Origin of the sequence: Nitrobacter sp., assembly GCF_047149785.1 — a bacterium.
Taxonomy (GTDB): Bacteria; Pseudomonadota; Alphaproteobacteria; order Rhizobiales; family Xanthobacteraceae; genus Nitrobacter.
In genome coordinates, this window is record NZ_BAAGBE010000001.1 from 1,318,942 (window position 1) to 1,342,518 (window position 23,577).

The 23,577-nt window shown below is 62.7% G+C and carries 19 protein-coding genes; 4 read left to right on the forward strand and 15 right to left on the reverse strand.

Annotated features, from left to right (window positions below):
- Nucleotides 1–9 precede the first annotated feature (9 nt).
- Entirely contained in the window at nucleotides 10–432 is a 423-nt protein-coding gene (locus tag ACMDCM_RS06105) for a hypothetical protein (protein ID WP_412772732.1), read from the reverse strand.
- On the opposite strand from ACMDCM_RS06105, the gene metG reads away from it, so the two are divergent.
- The 3 genes from metG to ACMDCM_RS06120 are packed head-to-tail and all read left to right on the forward strand — an operon-like array spanning nucleotide 392 to nucleotide 3,596.
- Nucleotides 392–1,969: a methionine--tRNA ligase gene (metG, locus tag ACMDCM_RS06110; RefSeq protein WP_412772733.1), complete on the forward strand. Its 1,578-nt coding sequence runs from the start codon at nucleotides 392–394 to the stop codon at nucleotides 1,967–1,969. The two genes, ACMDCM_RS06105 and metG, sit on opposite strands and share 41 nt — an antisense overlap.
- Before the next feature lie 14 nt (nucleotides 1,970–1,983).
- Entirely contained in the window at nucleotides 1,984–2,775 is a 792-nt protein-coding gene (locus ACMDCM_RS06115) for a TatD family hydrolase (protein ID WP_412772734.1), read from the forward strand.
- The gene (locus ACMDCM_RS06120) at nucleotides 2,772–3,596 is read left to right on the forward strand and encodes an MBL fold metallo-hydrolase (protein WP_412772735.1); all 825 of its coding nucleotides are present in this window, start codon (nucleotides 2,772–2,774) and stop codon (nucleotides 3,594–3,596) included. The genes ACMDCM_RS06115 and ACMDCM_RS06120 overlap by 4 nt, the downstream gene beginning before the upstream one ends.
- Nucleotides 3,597–3,807: 211 nt before the next feature.
- Here ACMDCM_RS06120 and ACMDCM_RS06125 read toward each other — a convergent pair whose 3' ends face one another.
- From ACMDCM_RS06125 to queC, 5 genes are all read right to left on the reverse strand, one after another.
- On the reverse strand, nucleotides 3,808–6,993 hold the full coding sequence (locus ACMDCM_RS06125; protein ID WP_412772736.1) for an efflux RND transporter permease subunit: 3,186 nt from the start codon (nucleotides 6,991–6,993) through the stop codon (nucleotides 3,808–3,810).
- Nucleotides 6,986–7,975 (reverse strand): divalent metal ion exporter adaptor subunit IhpB, encoded by a 990-nt coding sequence (ihpB, locus tag ACMDCM_RS06130; RefSeq protein ID WP_412772737.1) that lies wholly within the window; start codon nucleotides 7,973–7,975, stop codon nucleotides 6,986–6,988. Before ihpB ends, ACMDCM_RS06125 begins: the two co-directional genes overlap by 8 nt.
- Nucleotides 7,972–9,243 carry a divalent metal ion exporter subunit IhpA gene (gene ihpA, locus ACMDCM_RS06135; protein WP_412772738.1) on the reverse strand — a complete coding sequence of 424 codons (1,272 nt, stop codon included), beginning with the start codon at nucleotides 9,241–9,243 and terminating at the stop codon, nucleotides 7,972–7,974. Before ihpA ends, ihpB begins: the two co-directional genes overlap by 4 nt.
- 53 nt (nucleotides 9,244–9,296) lie before the next feature.
- On the reverse strand, nucleotides 9,297–9,539 hold the full coding sequence (locus ACMDCM_RS06140; RefSeq protein WP_412772739.1) for a hypothetical protein: 243 nt from the start codon (nucleotides 9,537–9,539) through the stop codon (nucleotides 9,297–9,299).
- Nucleotides 9,540–9,798: 259 nt separating this feature from the next.
- On the reverse strand, nucleotides 9,799–10,515 hold the full coding sequence (queC, locus tag ACMDCM_RS06145) for a 7-cyano-7-deazaguanine synthase QueC (RefSeq protein ID WP_412772740.1): 717 nt from the start codon (nucleotides 10,513–10,515) through the stop codon (nucleotides 9,799–9,801).
- A gap of 132 nt (nucleotides 10,516–10,647) precedes the next feature.
- Here queC and mazG point away from each other — a divergent pair, with 132 nt between their 5' ends.
- Complete coding sequence (gene mazG, locus ACMDCM_RS06150) at nucleotides 10,648–11,469, forward strand: nucleoside triphosphate pyrophosphohydrolase (protein WP_412772741.1); 822 nt, start codon at nucleotides 10,648–10,650, stop codon at nucleotides 11,467–11,469.
- A gap of 23 nt (nucleotides 11,470–11,492) precedes the next feature.
- On the opposite strand, the gene ACMDCM_RS06155 is transcribed toward mazG, so the two are convergent.
- The 9 genes from ACMDCM_RS06155 to dusB all read right to left on the reverse strand — a co-directional run bounded on the left by ACMDCM_RS06155 (nucleotide 11,493) and on the right by dusB (nucleotide 23,361).
- Entirely contained in the window at nucleotides 11,493–12,935 is a 1,443-nt protein-coding gene (locus ACMDCM_RS06155; protein ID WP_412772742.1) for an NAD-dependent succinate-semialdehyde dehydrogenase, read from the reverse strand.
- Between the two features lie 172 nt (nucleotides 12,936–13,107).
- Complete coding sequence (gene hflX / locus ACMDCM_RS06160) at nucleotides 13,108–14,487, reverse strand: GTPase HflX (RefSeq protein ID WP_412772743.1); 1,380 nt, start codon at nucleotides 14,485–14,487, stop codon at nucleotides 13,108–13,110.
- 20 nt (nucleotides 14,488–14,507) lie between these two features.
- On the reverse strand, nucleotides 14,508–14,756 hold the full coding sequence (hfq, locus tag ACMDCM_RS06165) for an RNA chaperone Hfq (RefSeq protein ID WP_009797508.1): 249 nt from the start codon (nucleotides 14,754–14,756) through the stop codon (nucleotides 14,508–14,510).
- Nucleotides 14,757–14,938: 182 nt separating this feature from the next.
- On the reverse strand, nucleotides 14,939–15,796 hold the full coding sequence (locus tag ACMDCM_RS06170; protein ID WP_412772744.1) for a D-amino-acid transaminase: 858 nt from the start codon (nucleotides 15,794–15,796) through the stop codon (nucleotides 14,939–14,941).
- Nucleotides 15,797–15,817: 21 nt separating this feature from the next.
- Nucleotides 15,818–17,188, reverse strand: a complete 1,371-nt coding sequence (gene ntrX, locus ACMDCM_RS06175; RefSeq protein ID WP_412772745.1) for a nitrogen assimilation response regulator NtrX — start codon at nucleotides 17,186–17,188, stop codon at nucleotides 15,818–15,820.
- An 18-nt stretch (nucleotides 17,189–17,206) separates the two neighbouring features.
- Nucleotides 17,207–19,501, reverse strand: a complete 2,295-nt coding sequence (locus tag ACMDCM_RS06180; RefSeq protein ID WP_412772746.1) for a sensor histidine kinase NtrY-like — start codon at nucleotides 19,499–19,501, stop codon at nucleotides 17,207–17,209.
- A 192-nt stretch (nucleotides 19,502–19,693) separates the two neighbouring features.
- Nucleotides 19,694–21,136, reverse strand: coding sequence for a nitrogen regulation protein NR(I) (gene ntrC / locus ACMDCM_RS06185; protein WP_412772747.1), 1,443 nt, complete (start codon nucleotides 21,134–21,136; stop codon nucleotides 19,694–19,696).
- 9 nt (nucleotides 21,137–21,145) lie between these two features.
- On the reverse strand, nucleotides 21,146–22,321 hold the full coding sequence (locus ACMDCM_RS06190) for a two-component system sensor histidine kinase NtrB (RefSeq protein WP_412772748.1): 1,176 nt from the start codon (nucleotides 22,319–22,321) through the stop codon (nucleotides 21,146–21,148).
- Entirely contained in the window at nucleotides 22,318–23,361 is a 1,044-nt protein-coding gene (gene dusB, locus ACMDCM_RS06195) for a tRNA dihydrouridine synthase DusB (protein WP_412772749.1), read from the reverse strand. The genes ACMDCM_RS06190 and dusB overlap by 4 nt, the downstream gene beginning before the upstream one ends.
- Nucleotides 23,362–23,577: the final 216 nt, after the last annotated feature.

Genomic DNA, 23,577 nt, shown 5'->3' on the forward strand with positions numbered 1-23,577 from the left:
TGGCCTGACTCATAAGGAATTTGTGGTGGCTCCCGCTAAGAAGAAACCCAACAAAAAGTCCCGCACAGGCAAGTCACGCCGCGCCGCCGCCGCTGGCCGCGTGTCGGTCGCGAAGACACGTAGCAATAAGGCAGGCGTCCGGAAGACCGGAAAACGCAAAACGAAAAACGTTAAGACGACAACAAAAGCGCGTGCGCCGAAGAAAACCAGAAAGGCGATAAAGAAGAAGACGGTCAAGCGAGCAGCCAAAAAGCAGCCGGCAACTAAAGCCTCGAAAAAGAAGGTGGTGAAAAAGGCTACGGCGAAAACGGCGACGCCGACGCGGTCCGGCGCAAAAGGTCCGGCGAAGCACGCAAAGTCCGTAACGCCGCGCAGGCGCAGGACAACCGTGATGTCGGCTCCCTTGGCCGCTGCGCCGTCTCGCGCCAACACGTTCTACATCACGACGCCGATATTCTATCCGAACGGCGAGCCGCATATCGGCCACGCCTATACCGCGATGGCCTCGGACGCGATCGCGCGGTTCCGTCGGCTCGACGGCTATGACGTACGCTTCCTGACCGGCACCGACGAACACGGGCTGAAGATGCAGCAGACCGCAATGGCCGAGGGATTGACGCCGCTGCAACTCGCGGACCGCAACTCCGCGCGCTTCCGCGAGATGATGGGCGCGCTCGATATCTCCTATGACGACTACATCCGCACCACCGAATCGCGGCATGAACGCTCGTGCCAGGCGCTGTGGCAGGCGATCGAGAAGAGCGGCGATATCTATCTCGACAAATATGCCGGCTGGTATTCGGTCCGTCAGGAGGCTTATTTCGCCGAGGACGAAACCACCGTCGGTCCGGACGACGTGCGGCGCGAGCCGCTTGGCTCGCCGGTGGAATGGACCGAGGAGGAAACCTATTTCTTCCGACTGTCGGCCTATCGGGACAGACTGCTCGATCTCTATGCGCGCGTGCCTGATTTCGTGCTGCCGCGCGAGCGTCTCAACGAGGTTGCGAGCTTCGTTCGCGGCGGATTGCATGACCTGTCGATCTCGCGCACGACGTTCGACTGGGGCATTCACGTGCCCGGCGCGCCGAAGCATGTGATGTACGTCTGGATCGATGCCCTGACCAACTACGTCACCGGCGTCGGCTATCCCGACGTCGACAGCGTCCTGTTCAAGCGCTACTGGCCAGCGAACCTGCACGTGATCGGCAAGGACATCCTGCGCTTCCACGCGGTGTACTGGCCTGCATTCCTGATGGCAGCGGGTGTCGAGGTGCCGCATCATGTATTCAGTCATGGATTTCTGCTCAACCGCGGCGAGAAGATGTCGAAGTCGGTTGGCAACGTCGTCAGCCCGTTCGATTTCGTCAAGCAATACGGCGTCGACCAGGTGCGCTACTTCTTCCTGCGCGAAGTGCCGTTCGGACAGGATGGAAGCTACAATCACGAGGCGATCGTGGCGCGCATCAACGCCGACCTCGCCAACGATTTCGGCAACCTTGCCCAGCGCTCCCTGTCGATGATCGCCAGGCAGCACGAGGGCGTCCTGCCCGAACCCGACGATTTCAGCGACGCCGACAAGGCGATTCTTGCGCAAGCCGATGGCATGATAGCGCTCGCGCGCGAGGCAATGAATGCGCAGCAGATTCATCAGGCGCTCAATACGATCTGGGCCGTCGTCGCCGAAGCCAACCGCTACTTCGCGGGCGAAGAGCCCTGGGTGCTGGCCAAGACCGATCCGGCGCGGCAGAAGACCGTGCTCTACGTCACCGCCGAGGTGGTGCGCCAGATCGCGATCCTGGCGCAGCCCGCGATGCCGGCCGCATGCGCAAAGATGCTCGACCTCCTCGGCGTTCCCGCCGGCGAGCGGAATTTCGCGAGGCTCGGCGGCCACGTCCGCATCAAGCCGGGTACGGCGCTGCCGGCACCGGTCCCGATATTCCCGCGCTATGTCGAATCCTCCGTAGCATGAACCCTTAACCGCCGATGCTCGTCGATAGTCACTGCCATCTCGATTTTCCCGATTTTGCCGATGAACTCGACGCCGTGGTCGCGCGTGCGGAAGCGGCGGGCATCGGGCGCGTAGTGACGATTTCGACCCGGGTAAAGGAGCGGGCGAAACTGCTCGCGATCGCGGAGCGCTTTCCAAATGTCTATTGTTCGGTCGGCACCCACCCGCATCACGCCGACGAGGAGGACGGCATTCCGGCCGACCAACTTATCGCGCTGACGCAACCTTCGAAGGTCGTCGCGCTTGGCGAGGCAGGGCTGGATTATTTCTACGAGCACGGTTCGCGCGATGCGCAGGCGAGGGGATTTCGCACTCACATCGCCGCCGCCCGCGCCACCGGTTTGCCGCTAGTGATTCACACCCGCGAGGCGGACGACGATTGCAGCCATATCCTCGAGGAGGAAATGGCGAAGGGCGCTTTTCCCGCGGTGCTGCATTGCTACACCGGCGGCCGCGAACTCGCGATGAAGGCGGTCGCGATGGGGTTATATATCGGTTTCACCGGAATTCTGACGTTCAAAAAATCCGATGCATTGCGCGCGCTCGCTGCGGAATTGCCCGAGGATCGCATTCTGGTCGAGACCGACGCGCCATATCTTGCGCCCGGCAAGTTTCGCGGCAAACGCAATGAGCCTTCATACATCGTGGAGACGGCAAAAGTGCTAGCCGATATACGTGGCGTTTCCCTTGAGGAGATTTCACGGCTGACGACGGAGAACTTCTACCGGCTTTTTCCCAAGGTGTCGCGCGTGGACGCACAAACATGACTGTAACGTTGACTATTCTCGGCTGCGGCTCGTCCGCTGGCGTGCCGCGCCCTGCGCTGGGCTGGGGCGCCTGCGATCCCACCAATCCGAAAAATCGCCGCCGCCGCTGTTCGCTGCTGGTTGAGCGCAAGTCGGAGCAAGGGACGACCTGCGTCCTGATCGACACATCGCCCGACCTGCGCGAGCAATTGATCGACGCCAACGTCGATCATATCGATGCTGTATTTCTTACGCACGAACACGCCGACCAGACTCACGGAATCGACGACCTGCGCTCCATCGTGCTGCAACAGGACCGCCGGATTCCGGTGTATCTCAATCAATCGACATCCAAGGAAATTCTGTCGCGTTTCTCGTACTGCTTCGTGTCACCGGAAGGCAGCGGCTATCCGCCGATCCTGGACAGCCTCTCCATCGAGGCGGGCGAAAGCCAGGCGATCGACGGCAAGGGCGGCGTTCTTACGCTGTCGGCTTTCCTCGTGCAGCACGGCAATATCCCGGCGCTGGGCTACCGGATCGGCGACGCCGTCTATAGCCCTGACGTGCATGACATTCCGCATGAAAGCTGGCAGGTGCTGCAGGGCCTCGATCTATGGATCATCGATGGGCTGCGATACGCGCAGCATCCCAGTCATTTCAGTGTCGCGGACGCGCTGTCGTGGATCGACCGCTTCAAGCCGAAGCGCGCCGTCATCACCAACATGCACGCCGACCTGGACTACGAGGCGCTGCGCCACAAACTGCCGGAAAATGTCGTGCCGGCCTATGATGGGATGAGGCTTGAGATTGGCGGCCCCAGTCTTATCTCGACGCTCGAATAAAGGCGGGCTGTCCGTAAACCTTATAAAACTCCGCCAACCCTTTGCGATTTCTGCTGTAATAAATATTCCATAATATACCTTATGCGAATCCATGGTTGTCCGATTGGCTGCAAGCTTTGCCAGCATCCGGTGGACATTGAGCGTCCGTCCATCCATCGTCCAAGGCCAAACAAGGTTATCACAAGCGCGAAGCCTGCTCGCCTCGACAGCTTCATAATTGAGATGCCGGCCCGGAGTCCTTGCGGAACAGGATATACAGCGCCGGCAGCACCAGCAGCGTCAGGATGGTCGAGGAGACGATGCCGCCGATCACGACGGTCGCCAGGGGCCGCTGGACCTCCGCACCGGCTCCGGTCGCGACCGCCATCGGGACGAACCCGAGGGATGCGACAAGCGCCGTCATCAGGACCGGCCGCAGCCGGGTCGACGCGCCCTGATACACGGCGTCGAACACCGGCATTCCTTCCCGTCGCAGCCGTTCGATGAAAGAGATGATGACGATGCCGTTCAGGACGGCGACGCCCGACAGCGCGATGAAGCCGACGCCGGCGCTGATGGACAGCGGGATGCCGCGCAGCAGCAGCGCCAGAACGCCGCCGGTGAGGGCCAGCGGCACGCCGCTGAACACCAGCAGGGCGTCGGCGAGCGATCCGAAGCTCATGAACAACAGCAACAGCACGAGCGCCAGTGCGACTGGCACCACAATCGTCAAGCGTTTGGTTGCTGACACGAGTTGTTCGAACTGCCCTCCCCAGCCGATCCAATAGCCCGGCGGCAGCCTGACTTTCCCCGCGACAGCGCGCTGCGCGTCGGCCACGAACGATCCGAGGTCGCGTTCACGAACGTTGGCGGTGACGACGATGCGACGCTTGCCGTTTTCACGGCTGATCTGGTTGGGGCCGGGCGCGACCTCGACGGTCGCCACCGATGACAGCGGCACGTACCGCATCCGTAGCGCGGACGATGCCGACCATGCGACGTTCGCCTTCTCCGCCGCCGTTGTGTTATCGACGGGAGGCAGCGGAATCGAGATGGCGCGGATCGACTCCAGGCGGCCTCGTAAATTTTCGGGGAGGCGGACCACGATATCGAAGCGCCGGTCGCCTTCGAACAGCTTGCCGACTCTTTTGCCGCCGATCGCAATCTCCACGACGTTCTGGACCTCGGCGGTGCTGAGGCCGTAGCGCGACAGGGCCTGTCGATCCAGCTTCACTGTCAGAATTGGAAGTCCGGACACCTGCTCGATCTTGACGTCGGTCGCACCAGGAATAGTCGTGATCGCGGACTGCACCTGTTTCGCCGCGCCCTGGAGAATGTCCAGATCGTCGCCGAAGATCTTGATGCCGACGTCGCTACGCACGCCCGAGATCAGTTCGTTGACGCGCAGTTCGATCGGTTGCGAGATTTCATATGCGCTGCCGGGAATCTCGTTCGCAGCCCTTTCGATTTCCTCCACGAGTTCGGATTTTGGCTTCGAGGGGTCCGGCCATTCCTTGCGCGGCTTCAGCATGACGTAGCCGTCGGACATCGATGGCGGCATCGCATCGGTGGCGACCTCCGCGGTGCCGGTCCGCGCGAAGACGTCCTTCACTTCCGGGATTTTTTTGATCCGTTTTTCCAGCGCCATCTGGAGATCGAGCGACTGGGTCAGGCTGGTCCCCGGTATCCGGATCGCGGCGATGGCGACGTCTCCCTCGTCGAGCGAGGGAATGAATTCGCCGCCCATGCGCATCGCGGCGACGCCGCTTGCCAGCACGATGACGACAGCCGCGGACACCACCAGGTGCCGATACCGGATCGCGCCTTTCAGCAGCGGCAGATAGCCTCGCTTCGCCCCGCGCATGAAGAGGTTCTCCTTCCCGGAGACCTGGCCGGTCATCACAATCGCAACGGCCGCGGGAACGAAAGTCACGGAGAAGATTGCGGCGCCGAGCAACGCCATCAGCACGGTGAGCGCCATCGGCGTGAACATCTTGTCTTCGACGCCGGTGAGCGTCAGCACGGGCAGGTACACGACCGCGATGATCGTGGTGCCGAACAGGCTGGGTTTGATCACCTCGCGGGATCCGTTGAAAATCGTCCGCAGGCGTTCGCTGAGCGACAGAAGCCGCCCCACCCTGCGCTGCTCCTCGGCAAGAAGCCGCAGGCAATTCTCCACGATGATCACCGCGCCGTCGACGATAATGCCGAAATCGATGGCGCCTAGGCTCATCAGGTTTGCGCTGACTCTCGCCTCGACCATGCCGGTCACCGTGAAGAGCATGGCGAGAGGAATCACGCACGCCGTCACGATGGCCGCGCGAATGTTGCCGAGAACGAGAAACAGCACCGCGATGACGAGAAGCGCGCCTTCGATCAGGTTCTTCTGCACGGTTCTGATAGTCGCGTCGACCAGATCGGTCCGGTCGTAGACCGTGCGCGCGATCACGCCGTCGGGAAGCGAGCGGGCGATTTCGCCGAGCCTGGCGGCCACGCGTTTGGCAACCGCGCGGCTGTTCTCGCCGATCAGCAGCATCGCGGTGCCGAGCACGGTCTCCTTGCCGTCCAGCGTCGCGGCTCCTGTCCGCAGGTCCTTGCCTTCCCGCACGTCGGCCACGTCGCGGATGCGGACGGGAATGCCGCCGCGCGATCCGATGACGATGTCCTGAATCTCGGCGATGTTGGCGACCTGTCCCGGCGTCCGGACGAGATATTGTTCACCGTTGCGTTCGATGTAGCCCGCGCCGACGTTGGCGTTGTTGGCGGCGAGCGCCGTCATCACGTCGCGGAATCCGAGATTGTAGGCCATCAGCCGTCCGGGGTCCGGCAAGACATGAAACTGGCGCTCATATCCGCCGATGGTGTTGATTTCGATCACGCCGGGGACGGTGCGCAGTTGCGGCTTGATGATCCAGTCCTGGATCGTGCGCAGGTCGCTTGCCGTGAATTCACCGCCGCCGGGCGTCCTCGCGCCTTGCCGGGCCTCAACGGTGTACATGAAGATTTCGCCGAGCCCGGTCGATATCGGCCCCATCGCAACCTCGGTTCCGGCCGGCAACTGGTCCTTCACCTGCTGGATGCGCTCGTTGACAAGCTGACGCGCGAAGTAAATGTCCGTGCCATCAAGAAAGACGACCGTGACCTGGCTCAAGCCGTAGCGCGACGTTGACCGCGTGTATTCGAGCTTCGGAAGACCGGCCATCGCCGTCTCGACCGGAAACGTAATGCGCTGTTCGGTTTCCAGCGGGGAATAGCCCGGGGCGCGGGTGTTGATCTGCACCTGAACGTTCGTGATGTCCGGCACGGCGTCAACCGGAAGCCGGGTGAAATTCCAGGCTCCGAGGACTCCGACCCCCAGCGCAAACAATACGACCAGCCAGCGCTGGCGAACAGAAAGGGCAAGGACGGCATCAATCATGCCCGGCCTCTCCCTTGCCCATCTCCGCCTTCACGACGAAGCTGTTCTCGGCGACATAGGGTTCTCCCGCCGACATGCCCGCCCGAATTTCCACGAATTTCGAGTCGGATTCTCCAAGCGCGACAGGACGAGCCTCGATCTTGTCTCTTCCCTCGCGGACGAATACGACCGTCTTGTTTTCGAGCGTTTGAATCGCTCCCGCGCGCACGGCGACAGGAACCTTGCGCTTTGTCAGCACGAGCCGCGCCGTGACGAACAGTCCCGGACGCAGGCGTCCGTCCTTATTGGCCAGAACGATCCGGGCGATCGCCGTCTGCGTGTCGCTCGATCCGACCGGCGCGACGTAGGAGATGTGCCCCTTGATGTCCGCGCCACCGTCGTCAGGGTCAATCAGCACCTCGTCTCCGTTACGGACACGATTGAGATCCTGACGATAGATCGACAGATCGACCCAGATCGTCGACAGGTCGGCGACGACGAAAGAGGGCTTCTGCTCCGAAGCATACTCACCGAGCGAGATCTGGCGGTCGATCACGGTGCCGCTGATCGGCGCCTTCAGGTCGTAGACGGTGAGGCTCTGGTTGCTTTCGACCGATGCAAGCTGGTCGTTCTTGGCGACCGTGTCGCCGATCCGTTTGCTGATCGAACGGACGATGCCTGGAAAGCGCGGCGTCACCTGAACCACCGTCTCCTGGTTGGCGCGCAGCACCCCATTGAAGGACAGCGTATCGCTGAGCGTCGCCTCGCCGGCCTTGGCGAGCACTGCACCGGCAGCCGCGAGCTTGACGTCGCTGATCAGGATGCGGTCCGCGCCGTGCTCGTCCTGTTCGATGTGTCCGCTTGCGTGCTTCTCCTCGTGGTGGCTCGTCTCAGTTGCCGGCGGGTTTGGCTTCGCCGGTCTCGTCATGCGGTATCCGGCGCCTGCGAGAGCCGAAACCGCAACGATCGCAGCGACCGCAAAAATGATCGTGGACGTCTTCATCTCGCAGCTCCACGCGTCAGCATGAACGGATTGCCGACGAGTCCTTCGATGGTAGCGACGGCGACGTGGAAGTTCTGCTGGGCCTCCTGTTCGCGCAGGCGCGCTTGAGCAACGTTTGCTTGCGCATCCAGAACCTCCAGCAATGTGAAGCGTCCCTGCCCGTACCCCTCGAAGATGGCATCGGCGGCCTGGCGCGACTTCGGGATCGCGACATCGCGCAGCACCTTCAGTTCGCGCAACGATCCTTGCAGCGAATCGTAGGCGCGGCCGGCAAGCACGATCAGCGTGTTGCGATTGGCTTCGCGCTCCGCCCTCGTTTTTGCGAGACTTTCCCGAGCGGACAGGATGTTGCCCTGGTTCTGGTCGAAGACGGGAATAGGAACGGACAGCGAGAGCCTGACGGCGTCATCGCCGGTCTCGTTGTAATGACGCCAGCCGGCGCTGACGCGAACATCCGGATAGGGCTTCAACCGGGCCAGCAGCAATTCGGCGTTACGTTGCGCGTAGACCGCGGTCCAGCGCATCAGTTGCGGATTCGAATCGATCGCGGTGATGACGGCACGAAAAGACGGAGGCCGGCCGATATCATCCAGTCGTCCTGAAACGGCCGAGAACTTCGCCGAGGTGTCGCCCATCAGCACCGCCAGTTCGCGCCGGGCGCTGGCGAGCGTCGCGCTGACTCGTTCGCGGTCGGCCTTCACCAATGCGGACGCGACTTCCGCCCGGCCGACTTCGGCGGGTGACGAAGCCCCGGCGTCCACGCGCCGCTGCAGCAACGGAGTCAACTTGTCGATTGCGGCGATCTGCTCGTCCAATATCCGGATTCTGCGCTGCGCGCCAAGGACGCCCAGAAAGGCCACAGCCGTCTCCGACAGGACTTCGAGACGCACCGCCTTGCGCTGGATGGCGGCGGCCTCGACGCCGGCCTGCCCGACGGCAATTCGCGCGTCGCGCTTGCCGAAAAGCTCGAAAAGCTGGCTGATCTGCAGCGTTGTTTCCGCCGATTTCGTCCCGCGATAACGCCCGGAGCCGAACGAATTGTCCTGCTCGTAGGAGAGTTCGGGGTTGATCAGCGCGCCGGCCTGGATGCGCTGGCCGGTCGCGATTCCGACATCGCGCTCGGCGGCGGTCAGGCGCGGATTGGCGGCGAGCGCGCGTTGAAGCGCGGTCTTCAACGTGAGCGTTTGCGAATGCGACGGTACCATCAGCCAAGGGCTGACCAGCAGCGCCATCGCCCCCGCAAGACGCGCGGCGGATTTCGATAACATGGAAGATCCTGACGAACGGCGGAATCAGGGCGTCAATACGCCCGCGAACACGTTCAGGTCAGGCGTTTTGGTGGCGGAGTGTCGATGCCCGGAACGAGATCGGAGGCGCGAGAAAGCACCTTCGGAATCGCGGCGGTCTGAGGTTCGATCGTCATGGAAAGCGACGGTGGGCTCGGCAGCGAAACCGGGAAACAGCCGTGACAATGATGATCCGCGACCATTCCCGGGCCACTCGTATCCGTACGGTCCGGCGTCATCGAGACGACGATCCGGCCCTCGGGGGCGGTGACATCCATGTGGAAAACTTCGTGCAGAGCGCCCGAAAACAAATAAGCCACGATCAGAAACACGACCGCGATCCTGCTGCGCGAGTCGCACGGGCGACGAGTTCCATCGTTGGTGATAGTGAGGGTCAATGGCCTACTTCGTCCCAAGCCAGCGATGTCTGTCTAACACGCCCGTGCATCTCGAGTCGACTGCAACACTATAACACGTCCGGCGGTTTCGCGAGGAGGATAGGCTTGTCGCTGCGCGGTCTCCGCCTGGAGAGTTCCATCAAGCCGACCGCGTCGCATACTCGCGCCAGCCTTTTGCGCGCAGCCGGCACGCCGGGCACTCGCCGCAGCCATAGCCCCAGTCATGCCGCACGCCGCGCTCGCCGAGATAACAGGTATGCGAGTGCTCGCGGATCAGATCGACAAGCCCTGCCCCGCCGAGTTCATGCGCAAGCGACCAGGTCGCGGCCTTGTCGAGCCACATCAAGGGCGTGTGCAGTTCGAACTGCCGGTCCATCCCGAGATTGAGCGCGGCTTGCAGCGCCTTGATGGTATCGTCGCGGCAATCCGGATAACCAGAGTAATCGGTCTCGCACATGCCGCCGACGATATCGGAGATGCCGCGCCGGTAGGCCAGCGCTGCCGCGAAGGTCAGGAACACGAGGTTGCGCCCCGGTACGAATGTATTGGGCAGTCCGCCCTCGCCCATTTCGATCGCGACGTTGCGGGTCAGCGCGGTATCGGAAATCTCCGCCAGCGTCGGAATGGCGAGCGTATGGTTTTCGCCGAGCTTCCCGGTCCAGTCCGGACGCAACGACCTTATGCCCGCGAGCAGGTTGTCGCGGCACTCCAGTTCGATGGCATGGCGCTGGCCGTAGTCGAAACCCAGCGTCTCGACCCGCGCGAAGCGTCGCAGCGCCCAGGCGAGACAGGTCGCGGAGTCTTGCCCTCCGGAAAACAGCACCAGCGCAGTGCGAGAGGCGGGCTGATCGGTCATGGCGAAGCCAATAGCACTCCTCGCCTTCACGCGCCAATCAGCGGGGATTGCGCGGCCTGTCGTCTGCTTTTTGCTGGGACGGCGGCGCGGCTTGCGGCATAGAGGATGCACATTCTCGCTATCGGTGACTTGATGACCCCTTCCCGCGATATTTCACGCCTGATCGAAATCATGGCGCAACTGAGAACGCCCGGCACCGGCTGCCCGTGGGACCTCGAACAGACGTTTGCGACCATTGCGCCCTACACCATCGAAGAAGCCTACGAGGTGGCGGAGGCGATCGCGCGCAACGATCTGGTCGATCTCTGCGACGAACTCGGCGATCTGCTGTTGCAGGTGGTCTTTCACGCGCGCATGGCCGAGGAGCAAAATGCCTTTTCGTTCGGCGATGTCGTCGAAGCGATCACGCGCAAGATGATCCGGCGACATCCGCACGTATTTCCCGATAGTTCAGGTACCATCGCGCCGTCGGACGTCAAGGGAACATGGGAGCGCATCAAGGCGGAAGAAAAGGCCGAGCGCGCCGCGCGCAAATCGCTGAAGGATGCGCCGGTCTCAAGCCTTCTCGCGGGCATCAAGGCCGGGCAGCCCGCATTGGCGCGCGCGATGGCCTTGCAGTGGAAGGCATCGACAGTCGGATTCGACTGGAACGATCCACGCGCCGTGCTCGACAAAATTCGCGAGGAAGCCGACGAAATCGAAGCGGCGCTGGATCGCGGCGACAAGGCCGACATCGCGTCCGAGACCGGCGATCTGATGTTCGCGCTGGTCAACCTCGCGCGCCATGTCGATGCCGACCCCGAAATGGCGCTTCGCGGAACCAATGCGAAATTCGAGCGGCGCTTCGCCTATATCGAACAAACTCTCGTCGCGAACGGCCGTTCGCTGGAGGATGCATCTCTCGCCGAGATGGATGCATTGTGGAACGAGGCCAAAGCCGTGGAAAAGGTTTAAGCATTCAGAATGAAAGACCCTGCTCACACCCCCGTCTGGCTGATGAACTTGGTGATGAGGTAGGCCTCCATCGCCTCGATGCCGCCCTCGGAGCCGTAGCCGGAATCCTTGACGCCGCCGAACGGGTTTTCCGGCAGAGCGAGCCCGACATTGTTGATCGCCACCATGCCGCTCTCGATCTCCGCGCCAATCGCGGTCGCGGTCCTGGTCGAACTCGTGAAGGCGTAGGACGCGAGCCCATAAGGCAGGCGGTTCGCCTCCTCCGCAGCCTCGTCGAAGGTCGAGAACGGCGAGATCAGCGCCAGCGGGCCGAACGGCTCCTCGTTCATGGCGCGGGCATCCTTCGGCACGTCGGTCACGACCGTCGGCTCGAAAAAGTAACCCTTGTTGCCGATGCGATGTCCGCCGGCCGTGAGCTTGGCCCCCTTGCCGACCGCGTCCTGCACAAAGCCCTCGACGGCGGCGACGCGGCGCGCGTTCGCGAGCGAGCCCATCCTTGAATCAGCGTCGAGTCCGTTGCCGACCTTGATCGCCTCGGCGGCTTCCGTGAATTTGCCGACAAAATCCTTGTACACCTTGTCCTGCACCAGAAGCCGCGTCGGCGCGATGCAGACCTGGCCAGCGTTGCGAAACTTGGCGCCTGCGATGATCTTCACGGCGCCTGCGATATCGGCATCGTTGAACACGATGGCCGGCGCATGGCCGCCAAGTTCCATGGTCGCACGCTTCATGTGCTGGCCGGCGAGCGCGGCGAGCTGCTTGCCGACCGCGGTCGAGCCGGTAAACGATATTTTCCTGATGACCGGATGCGGGATCAGATATTCGGAGATCTCAGCGGGCACTCCGTACACAAGATTGATCACGCCATCGGGCACGCCGGCATCGACGAACGCCCGCAGCAGTTCGGCGGGAGACGCCGGCGTTTCCTCGGGTGCCTTGACGATGATCGAGCAGCCGGCGGCGAGCGCGGCCGACAGCTTGCGGCAGACCTGATTGATCGGGAAATTCCACGGCGTGAAAGCCGCAACCGGCCCGACCGGCTCCTTGATCGCGATCTGGTAGATGCCGGGCCCGCGCGCCGGAATCACCCGGCCATAGGCACGACGGGACTCTTCGGCAAACCATTCGATGACATCGGCCGCCACCAACGTCTCTATTTTGGCCTCGGCGAGAACCTTGCCCTGCTCCATGGTCATCAGCGTTGCGATATTGTCGGCGCGCTCACGCATCAAGGCCGCAGCCTTTCGCATGATCTTACCGCGCTCGAAAGGCGCGATCGCTCGCCAGACCTTGAAGCCCTTCTCGGCCGCGGCAAGCGCCTCGTCGAGATCGGAGCGATCGGCATGAGCCACCGTGCCGATCTGCTCCTCGGTAGCAGGGTTAAGCACGGCGAGGGTTTTTCCGGATGCGCCGGGTCGCCATTTGCCGTCGATCAGCAGCGATGTGTTCTGATAGCTCACGGGCATCTCCTGAGAGTTTCCTGCGATGGCTTCTTGATTTGACGCGTTTTCTTCACGCGAACCGGATTCCACTTCGCTTGAAAACGCTCTAAGTCGCATCGAATAATGGCACCGCCTTGCCGGTCAAGCCTGTCCTGCGCGGCCCTGCCTTGCGAACAAGGACGGACAGTGCAATCGATCAAAGCGGGTGGGGTATCGCGGCGTACCGGTTGACGAGAATGTCGCGTTTGGTCTCGTCGACGCGGACAGTCATGTCGTAACGGCCGTCGCGCAGTTCCTTGGCGAGCACCTCGGAATTGCGGTGCAGCCAACTGATCGCCGCGCCGTCGGAGGCATCGACCGACAGGTCCAGCGTGGTTCGCGTCGCCGCGAGCCGGTCCTCGATCGCTCCCAGCAGCCTATCGAGTCCCTCGCCGGTTTCGGCGGAAACGAGGAAGCACGGCACTTCGGTCGAGCGGCGCGCCGCGATGTTTTGCAGATTTTCGCGCTGATCCGCATCGAAGCGATCGATCTTGTTCCAGACTTCGAGAATGCGTGCTCCGTGTTCCGGATCGATGCCGAGTTGGCGCAGCACGGCCTCGACATCGTGCTGCTGCGCCTCGGCGTCCTCGTGCGAAATGTCGCGAACATGAAGAATGACATCCGCCTCCATCACCTCTTCAAGCGTCGCGCGAAACGCGGCGACAAGCTGGGTCGGCAAATTGGATATGAAACCAACCGTATCCGACAGCATCGCCTTGCCACCATGCGGCAGCGTCAGCGCGCGCAGCGTGGGGTCGAGGGTCGCGAACAGCATGTCGGCGGCCTGGACATCGGCGCGCGTCAGCCGGTTGAACAGCGTCGATTTCCCGGCATTGGTATAGCCGACCAGCGCGACCACGCGATAAGGCACGCGCTTTCGCCCGGCGCGATGCAGCCGCCGCGTCGCCTGCACCTTCTTCAGTTCGTTCTCCAGCCGCGTGATGCGGTCGCCGATCAGGCGGCGGTCGGCCTCGATCTGGGTCTCGCCGGGGCCGCCCATGAAGCCGAAGCCGCCGCGCTGCCGCTCGAGATGGGTCCAGGAGCGCACCAGGCGGCTACGCTGATAGTTGAGATGGGCAAGCTCGACCTGAAGCGCGCCCTCCTTCGTCTTGGCGCGGCGACCGAAAATTTCGAGGATCAGGCCGGTCCGGTCGAGCACCTTGGTGCTCCAGGCCTTTTCCAGATTGCGCTGCTGGATCGGCGACAGCGCGCAATCCATCACCACGAGATCGGCGCCTTCGGCGGTGATCAAGCCGGTCAATTCCTCGACCTTGCCCTTGCCGAGATAGGTCGCGGGCCTGATCCGGGTGACCGGCGCGATGATCGCGCTGGCGACGTCGAGGTCGATCGCGCGCGCGAGGCCGGCGGCCTCGTCCAGCCGGGCATCGGTGTCGCGCATGGCGTGTCCGGCCTGCGGCGTGCCGGCGTCGTCGCGCCGCATCCGCAGATAAGGGCCGATGACGATGGCCCGCCCGGTCGGTTTGCCCTGCATCGACCCTGAACGGTCGATGCTCCCTTCGGGATGCCGGGGTTCCAATCAGGAAACTTTCATGTTGCTCAAAGCGGAGCGTCCTCGCCGCCTTCGAATAACTGGATCGGAGCGCCCGGCATGATGGTCGAAATCGCATGCTTGTAAACAAGCTGGGAATGACCGTCCCGCCTGAGCAGCAGGCAGAAATTGTCGAACCAGGTGACAATTCCCTGCAACTTGACGCCGTTCACCAGAAAGATCGTCAGCGGCGTCTTGGTTTTTCGAACGTGATTGAGGAAGGTGTCCTGAAGGTTTTGTGCGCGGTCTATCGCCATTTTTGTTATCCCGCAGTTTTGCTTTGCTTTTTTTGAACCGGACACGGCTCCGTGAAGCGTCTCCTGGCCGCCGGGCCCGTTTGAGATCCTCCTCGCGGACCCGGCAACTTTGATTAGAAGGCAGAGCATGAGGTTAGGCAAGCCGGTTCGGGCCGTGGGTTCGCCCGGATAGGCAAAAACCGTCAGGAAAATGCTGAAAAGCGGTGGAATTCTTCCCGCAGCCGCCTGGCAATGCCGCCCGGCCGTCCATTTCCCACCATCTGACCGTCGACTGCGACGACGGGCATGACGATCTGGGAGGCCGAAGTCACGAAAGCCTCCGCGGCCTCGCGCGCTTCGGCTGGCGTGAACGGGCGCTCCTCCAGCCTGATCTGGAGGGCGTCCATGACTTCCATGAGAACGGCTCGGGTGATGCCGGCAAGAATGCCGCTCTCGGCGGAACGGGTGACGACCCGGCCGTCCTTGGTCACGATCCAGGCGTTGCTCGACGCGCCCTCGGTGATGAATCCGTCGCTTCCGACGTACCAGGCCTCGTAAGCCCCCTTCTCGCGCGCTTCCTGCTTTGCCAGCACATTGGGCAGCAGCGATACCGACTTGATGTCCACCCGAGGCCAGCGATTTTCAGGCACGGTGACGACCTTGATGCCAGTCGCGGCGGTTTGCTGGTTCTTCGCGTAGTTGAGCGGCCGCGCCGTGACGACCACGCTCGGCTTCACCGCGATCGGCGGAAACGCATGATCGCGCCGTGCCACGCCGCGGGTCACCTGCAGATAGACCAGTCCGTAGGTCACGCGGTTGCGCCGTACCACCTCGCGCATGACGATACCGAGCGCCGACAGCGGCATCGGCTCGGCGATCCGCAGCTCGCGGAGCGACCGCTGCAATCGCGCCATGTGCCGGGGAAAATCCACCAGCCTTCCGCCCCGCACTTCGCAGACTTCATAAACGCCGTCCGCAAACTGATAGCCGCGATCCTCGACGTTGACGCAGGCGTCGCGCAAATGGCGATACCCGCCGTTGACATATGCAATTCGCGACATCTGAGGAGACCGGCAAGGATTCTAGTTGACGCCGAGCGCCTTGAGCTTGCGATGCAGCGCCGAGCGCTCCATGCCGACGAATTCCGCCGTCCGCGAGATATTGTTGGAGAAGCGGCTGATCTGGGCAATCAAGTAGTCGCGCTCGAACACCTCGCGAGCCTCACGCAGGGGCAACCCCATGATGTGCTCGCCGTTGACGCCGGACGGCATCGCAGGAACCATCGAGCCGACATCCTGCGGCAGCATATCCGCGGTGATGATGACCTCCGGACCGCCGCCGGCCAGGATCATCACGCGCTCGACGTTGTTGCGGAGCTGCCGGACGTTTCCGGGCCAGACGTGCGATTGCAGCACGGCCATCGCGTCGTCACCGATCTTGCGCTTGGGCAGCCCGCTCGCAGCGGAGATGTGGTCCATAAAAAACTCGATCAGTTCGGGAATGTCCTCACGGCGTTCGGAGAGCGGCGGAACCCGGATCGGCACGACCGACAAGCGATGATAAAGATCCTCCCGGAAATGACCCGCGGCAATCTCTTCTTCCAGGTTGCGCGCCGTCGACGAAATGATGCGCACGTCGACCTTGATCTTGGTTGCGCCGCCGGAGCGCTGAAAGGTCTGATCGACCAGGACGCGCATGATCTTGTTCTGGGTCTCGCGGGGCATGTCGCCGATCTCGTCGATGAACAGCGTTCCGCCGTGCGCCTCCTCCAGGGCTCCCGCCTTGCGGGGTTGCTGACCGTCGACCTGCTCGATGCCGAACAGCTCGAACTCCATTCGCTCCGGGGTAATCGCCGCCGCGTTGATGACGACGAACGGCCCTTCCGCGCGGCTCGACTGATTGTGCAGCGTTCGCGCAGCCAACTCCTTGCCGGATCCGGACGGGCCGACGATCATGATGCGGCTGTTGGCCTTCGCCGCGCGCTCGATGGTTTGCCGAAGCTGGTTCATGCATGGCGAGCGGCCGACCAGCGAGCCGGCCGCCGGGGCGAGCTGCTTCAACTCCCTGACCTCACGCTTGAGCCGCGAGGTTTCGAGCGCACGCGTCGCCACCAGAATCAGGCGATCCGATTTGAACGGCTTTTCAATGAAGTCATAGGCGCCGCGCTTGATCGCAGCGACGGCCGTTTCGATGTTGCCGTGGCCCGATATCATGACGACCGGCATATCGGGACTGTCCTGCTTGATCATCTCGAGCAGTTGCAGCCCGTCGAGCTTGCTGCCTTGCAGCCAGATATCGAGAAACACCATGTGCGGACGCCGGCTTGAGACCTCCGCAAGCGCCTCATCGCTATTGCGCGCGGTTCGGGTCGTAAAACCCTCGTCTTCCAGGATGCCTGCAACGAGGTCGCGAATATCCGCCTCGTCGTCCACTATCAGAATGTCGTGTGCCATCGATATTGATCCGCCTGATCAGTTGCCGGTTGCAACCTTTGTTTTCGTTTCATCGCCGGTCAAGGCATCGTCGTTTGTGGTTTCGTCGTCCTCTTTGGCTTCAACGTCCGCGCGCCCGGACACCGCGAATCGCAATCGCATCCAGGCTCCCCGCGCATCCGGTTTTATGGCGGCGGCATCGTTGATCTCGAGCTTTCCGCCGTGGTCTTCCAGCACGCGCCCCACGATTGCGAGGCCGAGGCCGGTGCCCTTCTCCCGCGTGGTGACGTAGGGCTCCAGCAGCCGCGCCCGCGCAACTTTTGGAAGGCCGATACCGTTGTCGATCACGTCGATGACGATATCGTCGCCGTCCCGCGCGGCGATGACGTCGATCCGGCCTTTGCCGAGCGTCTCCGGCGGCAAAGCCTCGATGGCTTCGGTCGCGTTCTTGATGATGTTGGTCAGAGCCTGCGAGATCAACCGGCGGTCGAACTGGGCGCGCATCGGCTCCTGCCTGATATCAGCCTCGATATCGATTTCGGGATGCCCGACGCGCATGAGGAAAACCGTCTGGCGGACCGTATCGGCGACGTCTTCCCCTTCCATCACCGGCTTGGGCATCCGCGCAAAGCGCGAGAATTCATCGACCATCCGCCTGATATCCTCGACCTGGCGCACGATCGTATCGGTGCACTGTTCGAAAACCGGCTTGTCTTCCGTGATCACCTTGCCGAACTTGCGGCGAATGCGCTCGGCCGACAACTGAATGGGCGTCAACGGATTCTTGATTTCATGTGCGATCCGCCGGGCCACGTCGCCCCACGCTGACGTGCGCTGTGCCGTCACAAGTTCGGTGATGTCATCCAGCGTGACGATGTAGCTGTCGCGCGATTGACTGCTCTGCTCGGCGCTAATGCGCACCGAAATGTTGCGCTCATTGCCGTCTCGACTGATGGTGACCTGTCCCTGCACCAATCGTTGAGTTCCCTCCCTCGCCGACCGCATGAGATCGTTCAGCTCCGGGATCACTTCAGACAGCGACCGTCCCAGTGTTTCCGACTCGGAATGACCGATCAATTTTTCGGCCGAACGATTGAGAACGCCGATAGTATTGGCGCCGTCGACACCGATGATGCCGGCGCTCGCCGACGACAGCACTGCCTCGATGAAGCGGCGCCGGCTGTCGATCAGCCCGCTCGCATTGACGAGTTCGTCACGTTGCGTGCGCAACTCTGCCGTCATCTTGTTGAAGGTTTCGCCGAGCTGGGCGAGGTCGCCCTCCGACTTCAGGACAGGCACCTGAACGTTCAGGTCGCCGGTGGATACGGCGTTTGCGGCGCTCATCAATCGGCGGACGGGCGCGACGAACCGGTCGGCGAAATTCAAGCCCAGCAAAACCGACGCCATCAGGATGGTCAGCGCAATCACGGCGAACATCAGCGCGAACGCCACCTGGATGCCGAGGCGTCGCGCTTCGATCGTGGCGTATTCCGCCACGCTCGCCTTGGTCTGCTTCAGTTGCGCGACGACGTGCGGGTCGAGCAGGCGTGCCACATAAAGGAATTTATCGTCGAAGGCGCGCAGACGGATGACAGCGGCGACGTAGTTCGCCTCCGGGAATACCGCGATCTGCGGTTCGTCCTCCCCTACATTTTTGAGGAAGTCCGGGTTGGGCGTGGTGTAGGTCCGCTCGATGCCGGTTTGTGCGGAAACCAGCGCGTTGCCCTCCTTGTCGATCAGCATCGCGCCCGGCAGGTTGCGAGCCTTCGCGTTCGACGTCAGGAGTTGCATGAATGTTGCACGGTCCTGATCGTACAGAGGGCGTGCGTTGGAGATATCGTTGGCCATGCCCAGGATATCGCCGCGAATGAGCTGGGCATGCTCGTGCACGTAGGCGTTGGCGACGATCAGCGAGTTTTGGATGACCTGCTTGGTTGGCCCCGAAAACAGGCGGTCAAGGGCGCGGTCGATGGTGACATTGGCCACGATGGAGACCAGAACCGCCGGCAGCACCGCGATCACCGAGAACAGGCTGACAATCTGGATATGAAGCTTTGCTCCGGCGCGGCCACGACGGCGGGCCTGAACCACCTGCCAAACCTCGCGGGCGATAATGCCGACGAGGAGAAGGATGATGCCCGCGTCGATCATCAGGAACGTGACGACGACACGGTGGGTCGGTTCGATCGGCGTGAGGCCGACCAGCACCACGAAGGTCAGGAATGCCGACAGCAGCGCAAGGCCGATCGCAACAGGCGCCAGCAACCGGCGCCAGGTCCAACCGCGCGGTTCGACAAATAAGGGATCGTTGGCCGGCGTGTCTGCGCTAGTCATTGGGAGAAGGGCTTGAGCATTTGGGGTCGCTGGCTAAATGGCCGCTAACCGACAGCGAACTGATGCATTCCTACAACAATGTTGCGCAATTGAGACATTTCCGCGGCGCAAGGCGCGGCTCAGCTTTCCTGAGTTTGCACAAATGGCCATTCATTTCGAATATAATCGAAATCGGCGGAATGAGAGGTAATTCTATCCTCCGGTTCGATATATCTGAATATCCAGATCGCGGATTTTCTTGCGAAGCGTATTCCGGTTCAAACCTAAAAGGTCGGCCGCCCTTATCTGGTTGCCGCGGGTTGCGGCCAGCGCCGCGGTGAGAAGCGGGACCTCGATTTCCCGCAAGACGCGGTGGTACAAGCCGGGCGGCGGGACACCATTCGGCGAGGCGGAAAAAAGCGACGACAAATACATTTCGACGGCGCCGCTGAGATTATCGACGCTTCGATGTCCGCCGCGTCCGGAGACGATTGGAGGTGGCGCAAGCTCGCCGTCGATCACCGGGCCGGTGATAACGTCCTGCGGGTAAAGCGCCGCGAGCCTGCGCGCCAGATTTTCCAGTTCGCGCACGTTGCCGGGCCAGCGATGCCGCTTCAGGCGTTCCAGCGCGAGCGCATCGAGCTTCTTGGGGGGCAAACCGTCCTTTTCGGCGAGGGCGAAGAAGTGCCGGATCAGATCGGGCAGGTCCTCGATGCGTTCGCGCAACGGCGGCAGGCGCAGCGGCACCACGTTGAGGCGAAAGAACAGGTCCTCGCGAAACAGCCCCTGCTGGATCAGAACGCGAAGATCCTTGTTGCTGGCTGCAACGATGCGGACATCGGCCTTGATCGCGGTCCGCCCGCCGACGGCGGTATATTCGCCCTGCTGCAGCACGCGCAGCAGTCGCGTCTGCGCCTCCATCGGCATGTCGCCGATTTCGTCGAGAAACAGCGTCCCTCCTTCGGCCTGCTCGAAACGGCCGGAGGCGCGGTTATTGGCGCCAGTGAAGGCGCCGCGCTCGTGGCCGAACAACTCCGATTCGATCAAGTCGCGAGGGATTGCCGCCATGTTGACAGCGACGAACGGACCGTTGCGCCGCTTGCCATAGTCGTGAAGCGCGCGCGCGACCAGTTCCTTGCCGGTGCCGGATTCGCCGGAAATCATCACCGTCAGGTCGGTCTGCATCAGCCGCGCCAGCACGCGATAGATGTCCTGCATGGCGGGCGAACGGCCGATCAAAGGAATGGACTCGAATTCGTTCTCGGCGCTGCGGCTGGCGGCGCGCTCCTTGGGTTCGGCGAGCGCGCGGCCGACGATCGCGACCAGTTCCTTGAGGTCGAAAGGTTTCGGGAGGTATTCATATGCGCCGCGCTCGGAGGCGCGGATCGCAGTCATGAACGTGTTCTGCGCGCTCATCACGATGACCGGCAGGTTCGGCCGCATCTTCTTGATGCGCGGCAGCAGGTCGAAGGCGTTCTCGTCCGGCATCACGACGTCGGTGATGACGATATCCCCCTCGCCCTGGCTGACCCATCGCCACAGCGTCGCCGCGTTGCCGGTGAGACGCACCTCATATCCCGCGCGCGACAGGGCCTGATTGAGCACGGTGCGGATGGCGGCGTCATCATCTGCGACCAGTATGTGAGCTGCGGGCATGTGTCGTCCTCATCCTGGATCGCGTGAGGCGTGTGACGCGATCTCCGGGGCGGCGGCATCGTCGCTCTGCCGGTGCCTTGAACTCATGTCGAACATCGGGAGCAGGATGCGGAAGGTGGTTTTGCGCGGCTGCGATTCACATTCGACGATGCCGCCGTGGTCGCGGACGATCTTGGCGACCAGCGCGAGTCCAAGCCCGCTCCCGGCCGGCTTCGTGGTTACGAACGGATCGAACAGGTTGGGCAAGAGATCTTCCGCTACGCCGGGACCATTGTCCTTGACGCAGAATTCCAGCGGCAGCGACACGCGCGACTTGTTGCCGGGCACCGACAGACGGAGGCCGGGACGGAATGCGGTCGTGAACTGGATTTCTCCCTCGCCTCCGAGATCGGAGACGGCTTCCGCGGCATTCTTGACGAGATTCAGAAAGACCTGAATCAGTTGACCCCGATCGGCGAGAACCGGCGGCAACGACGGATCGTAATCCTCGGCAAACCTGACGTTCCGCGCAAAGCCGGACTGCGCGAGCCGTTTGACATGATCGAGCACCGAGTGAATGTTGACCGCTCCTCGCGTCACCGGCCGTTCGTCGCCGAACACTTCCATGCTGTCGACAAGCGTGACGATGCGGTCGGCCTCGTCGCAGATCAGGCGGGTCAGAATCCGGTCTTCCGACGATGCTCCCTGTTCGAGAAGCTGCGCCGCGCCGCGAATGCCGGAGAGCGGATTCTTGATTTCGTGCGCGAGCATGGCCGCGAGCGCCGTCACCGACCGCGCCGCGCTGCGATGGGTCAACTGTCGATCCATCTTGTCGGCCATGGTGCGCTCCTGAATCATCACCACGACGTGGCCGGGCCGTTCCGTCAGCGGCGCGACGTGCAGGTCGACCTGGCGGTCGCGGCCGATCCGCGGCGTGCCGAGATCGACCCGGAACTCATTCACGGGCGAGCCGGTGTTCCGCACCTGATCGATCAGCGTCAGCAGCGGGCTGCCGAACGGGACCACCTCCTTCAGCGGCTGCCGCTGCAGGAACTGCGCCGACATTTCGAAGAAAGACTCCGCGGCCGCGTTGGCGTCGACGATCCTGCCGTCAGGCGCGACCAGCAGCACCGGGTTTGGAAGCGCGTTGAGAACAGCCTCGCCGTCGGATGGCGCAGCGCGCGCGCTCTCCACGAGCGATGTCATGCTGCGGCACTCCATGCAAAATCCTCGAATGCATCCACAAGAGAGCGCTGCACGCCAGCCGGGTCGTCGGCTGTCAGAATTTTTCCCCGCCATGTCTTGAGGACGGACGCGGAAACATTTCCGCTGGCAGCCGCGATCCCGAGCGCCCAGCCGAGATGTTTCCGCGCATGACGAAGCCCGATGCGCAAGCCGTAGTGCCGAAGCAGATCGTCATAAAGCGCTCGGATATACGCCAACTGGTCAGCGAGCGACGGCGGCGGTTCGGCAGCGCCCGTTTCCAACCGGCGTCCGATCTGACCCGGCATCCATGGCTGGCCCTGCGCGCCACGCCCCACCATGACGGCATCGGCGGTCGATTCCTCCAGCGCCGCGACGGCTGCCTCGAAGGAGGTAATATCGCCGTTGACCACGACGGGAATGCGGACCGCCTGTTTCACCGCCCGCACGGCCTGCCAGTCGGCGCAGCCCTTATAGAACTGGCAGCGCGTGCGACCATGAACCGTGATCATCCGCACGCCGGCGGATTCGGCGCGCTGTGCGAGCGCCGGCGCATTGAGCGAGCGATCGTCCCATCCGAGCCGCATCTTGAGCGTGACCGGCACCTTCACCGCGCCGACCGTCGCCTCGATCAGCCGCAAGGCGTGGTCGAGATCGCGCATCAAGGCCGAACCCGACTGGCCGCCTGTCACGTGGCGGGCGGGACAACCCATGTTGATGTCGATGATGTCGGCGCCCGCAGCCTCGGCGATCCGCGCGCCTTCCGCCATCCAGTGCGTCTCGTAGCCCGCGAGTTGAATCACGTGCGGTCTGCCACCGGTTGCTTCGCAACGGAGCACGGACATGGGTCGCCCGCGCACGAGATCGTCGCTGGCGGTCATCTCGGAGACGACGAGCCCCGCCCCCAGCGATTCCGCAAGACGACGGAACGGCCGGTCGGTAATGCCGGACATCGGCGCAAGAAAGACCCGGCTGGCGATCGGGATATCCCCGATCGTGAGCGGCTTTTGATCCGGTGCAGGGCGGGACGGGTTGGATGTCATAAGCCCTTGGAACTCTTGCAAGGCGCCCAGAAACTGTCGATTATTTGGGCAACAATATCGAATGCCTATAGTTTAGCCAATTCCTTACCTGTTGCAAGTGCGCTGCAACACAAATAATCCGGGGCCAACCCCATGGGACACCTGCTGGTCTTGTTCCGAGCGTGGTAAGGGCAGTGACCCGAGCGGGATTCCCGTCTTCCAACGTCATTTATGCCT